Annotated in this window: 2 protein-coding genes; both read right to left on the bottom strand. The window is 58.8% G+C overall.

Translation table 11 applies throughout. The features are described from left to right. Window positions 1–336 precede the first annotated feature (336 nt). Window positions 337–1929 carry a phosphoglucomutase (alpha-D-glucose-1,6-bisphosphate-dependent) gene (pgm, locus tag B7L72_RS11230; protein WP_081194374.1) on the bottom strand — a complete coding sequence of 531 codons (1593 nt, stop codon included), beginning with the start codon at window positions 1927–1929 and terminating at the stop codon, window positions 337–339. A gap of 372 nt (window positions 1930–2301) precedes the next feature. Next, the coding region (locus B7L72_RS11225; protein WP_081194372.1) for a glycosyltransferase at window positions 2302–3138 on the bottom strand (837 nt) is incomplete at its 5' end.

Below are 3138 nucleotides of genomic sequence, written 5' to 3'. Positions count from 1 at the left end.
GGGGCACGGATACCCCCGTAGCGCGGCGTAACGAAAGAGCGAGAGCAACGAGCGAAAGAGGCACCCGCGAAGGCGGCGCCAGCCGCCCCGATCACGCCACCTTCACCCACCGCGCCACCGCCCACCCATATGGCCCCATCGGCAACGTTCACCGCGTTGCTTCGCGGGTGCGCTCCGCTTACACCGCGCTACGGGTACATCGCCAACGATACGCATGGGCAGCCGCCCCGGTGATGCCACCACAATCAACCGCGCCCCCACAAACCTGGCAACCAGCAAAAAAACCACCCATCAAGGGTGGTTTTGGTTTGCGACCATCATGCTTATAACAAAGGCTTAACCTTTCAGCACGCCCGAAAGTAACTGCTTGGCGCTGTCGATCAGTTCGTCCAAGTGTTGGGGGCCTTTGAAGCTTTCGGCGTAGATTTTGTAGAGCGATTCCGTGCCGCTGGGGCGGGCGGCGAACCAGCCGTTGTCGGTGGTGACTTTCAAGCCGCCAATGGCAGCCTGGTTACCGGGGGCCTTGACCAATACCGCGGTGATAGGGTCACCCGCCAGGGTGGTGTCGGTAACACTGTCGGCGGTGAGCTGCGTGAACGCGCCCTTCTCTTCCACACTGCACGGCGTATCCACTCGCTTGTAGCAAGGCTCGCCAAAACGCTGAGTCAGGGTCTGGTAATACTCGCTGGGCGTTTTACCGGTCACGGCCAGAATCTCGGCGGCCAGCAGGCACAGGGCAATGCCGTCCTTGTCGGTAGACCACGCCTTGCCATCACGGGTCAGCAGGCTGGCCCCGGCGCTCTCTTCGCCGCCAAAGGCCAGCCAGCCATCGGAAAGGCCATCCACGAACCACTTGAAGCCCACCGGCACTTCGTGCAGCTCCCGCTCATGGGAAGCCACCACCCGGTCGATCATGGAAGACGACACCAGCGTCTTGCCAATGCGCAGCTCCTGGCTCCACTCAGGGCGGTGGCCCATCAGGTAATCCACACACACGGCCAGAAAATGGTTGGGATTCATCAAGCCGTTGGCATCCACGATACCGTGGCGGTCGGCATCCGGGTCGTTGCCGAAAGCGATATCGAAGCGGTCCTTGATCTTGAGCAGATTGGCCATGGCCGCCGCGCTGGAGCAGTCCATGCGAATCTTGCCGTCGTGGTCCGGCGGCATGAACGCAAACCGGCTATCGATGGTGGTATTCACCACTTCCAGATTCAGCCCATAGTGTTCAGCCACCGCCTGCCACACCGGCAGCGCCGTACCGCCCATGGGGTCGGCCCCGAGGGTCAGGTTGGCCTTCTGGATGGCATCCATGTCCACCACGCGGCCCAGCTGGGCCACGTAATGGGCCGTGAAATCGTACTCCTGCACCTGGGCCAGCGCCTCTTCCAACGACACCAGCGTAATATCGCTCAACTGGCGCAGCAGGTAGGCATTGGCGCGCAGTTCGATCCAGCGGGTCGCTTCGGTATCGGCGGGGCCACCGTGGTACAGGTTGTACTTGATGCCGCCATCTTCCGGCGGATTGTGCGAAGGCGTGATGATCAACCCATCGGCCTTGGCAGCCGGGTCACCCAGCGGGTGCTGAGTGTTGTAATGGATGATGGCCTGGCTGACCAGCGGGGTTGCCGTATAACCATGCCCCTTCTCAACCAACACCGGCACCTGGTTGGCCACCAGCACACGCAGCGCACACTCCCAGGCGGGGCGTGAAAGCGCATGGGTATCCAAGCCTAGAAACAGCGGGCCTTGGTAGTCTTCTTCTTGGCGGTAATCCACTACTGCCTGGGTGATGGCAATAATGTGCGCTTCATTAAACGTGCGCTCGGTGGCACGGCCACGGTGGCCTGACGTGCCAAAGGCGATGCGTTCCTTCACGACACTGGCATTCGGCGTTTGCTCATGAAATGCCTGGATAATGGCGTCCATCTGCTTCTCCCTTGCGTGAATCGCCACTCCTGTTGTGCGTTATCCAACGCGCACCTTTCAACATGACGACATGACTCATGAATAAAAACAATTCAAGACTAACCCACACTTTGTTCTGGTCAAGTCAGAGCGGACACATTTTCAGTAAGCGGTCCAATAACCCCATCTATACAGGTATCGTTTAGACCGGTAATGTCTCTTTCCACTGCCAGGGCAGTAGTGTGTCGAGGTCATCGTCGCTGAGGGCCCCCCTCTGTCAGGAGGCGGCGGGACGACGCCCGTGGGCACAAAACCAACCCCAGCACCGCTGCAAACTACCTATCGCATACCCTGTACCGAAGTAAGTGTTAAGGCTCCACAGACACTTGAAAATTAAACATCACTGCCCTGCCGCGACTGCCAAAACGTTATCACTTTCTGCGGGTCACCAATACTCAACGCATCCCGCGCCGCTTGGCTTGCCATTTTAGCGGTTGCTTCAGGGTTATCGAGCAACTGGTTTATCCCTGCCTGCCACTCATTAGGGGAGTCGCCGACCAACAAGCCGTTTTCACCATGGCGAACCACCTCTGTATAGGGGTAGCGATTGGAGTAGATGCCTACCCCACCCATGGCGGCAATATCCAAAAACTTAATAAATGACTTTCCCCGATTGAACGGCGTTGCTAATAGAGGTGCCAAGCCAATGTGTATTCGTCGCTGGCGTTGGTACTGCTGAAAAGCCTGCCAGGGCAACGGTGCCGGGGCTTTCACCCGTGGCAGCGCCGCCAACCGCTTGGGAATATGTTGGCCCAGCATGATTTCAAGCTCGGTATCATCACGCTGCTGTTGCAGTGCTTCCAAGGCAGGTGCGATATGCAGTAAATCCTGAAGGTGCGCCCGCGTACCGTGAAAGCCTATCTGCCACGGCGTTTCTGAAGAAGCGGTAACCGATAAGTGCTCCTGCCCCGGCAATGGCGCCAGCAACGGCGGTGTAAGCACTGAAACCTTGGCGTGGCGCGGCGTAAAGTAGCTAGCCAGTTGATCGCTGCATGCCACCACTTCATCGGCCAGGGCCAGCAAACGCGGCTGAAGGCTGGCGACCCCCGCCATACGTTTGCGATAAGCGCTGGGTAGCGTGGCATCAACGGCGGCAGCGGCTATATCGTCATCAATTAAATAAACGATATAGCCAAAGGCATTACGGTTGCGCTCTAGCCAGCGCAGCCA

This window comes from Halomonas sp. BC1 (assembly GCF_002078135.1).
GTDB lineage: Bacteria > Pseudomonadota > Gammaproteobacteria > Pseudomonadales > Halomonadaceae > Vreelandella > Vreelandella stevensii.
The sequence above is the reverse complement of the archived record's forward strand: the minus strand, read 5'-3'. Positions and strand labels throughout refer to the sequence as shown.